This window comes from Pseudoxanthomonas kalamensis DSM 18571, from assembly GCF_010211745.1.
Taxonomy (GTDB): domain Bacteria; phylum Pseudomonadota; class Gammaproteobacteria; order Xanthomonadales; family Xanthomonadaceae; genus Pseudoxanthomonas_A; species Pseudoxanthomonas_A kalamensis.
On the sequence record NZ_PDWQ01000127.1, the window covers coordinates 1 to 489 of the forward strand.

General features: G+C 67.5%; 1 pseudogene. It reads right to left on the reverse strand.

The annotated features are described in order from the left end of the window. Positions 1-367 (reverse strand): annotated as a pseudogene (locus tag CSC70_RS14785) (hypothetical protein); the annotation flags it as partial. Positions 368-489 lie beyond the last annotated feature (122 nt).

The following is a 489-nucleotide window of genomic DNA, read 5'->3' on the forward strand; positions in this document are numbered from 1 at the left end:
GACAGCTGACCGAGGGTGCGTCGCGGGCACATGACCAGGTCGAGCCGAAGTGTTGGTAGAGTCGACTTGATCCACCGGGTAGCTCGAGCAGCGACACGGGGTGGACACGGTTGCGGTGTGAGTGTTCATTTTTGGTCAGGCCGAGCTGTTCGGCCAGTTCGTCCAGGGTCTGCGGGCCGTCGCAGCGCTCGAGCAATTGCAGGATCGCCTCGCGGCTGGCGATGGGCTGCGCATAGCGCTCGGCCTCGCGTGCGGCATAGGGATCCTGGATCGGCGCGGCGGTGTCGGGCGCGGCCGCCGGCGGCGGCGTCGGCGGGTGCAGCGGTTGCAGCGGCGGCTTGGGGCCACGGCGCAGGAAGCTGGGCATCCAGACGGGCAGACGCGATTTCTTCGGCGTATCGGGGGAGTGCGCGTCGCTGGACGCGGATTTGCCGGGCTTGCCGGACTTGCTTTTGCGAGTTGTCATCCGTGCATGGTACTCCCATGCAG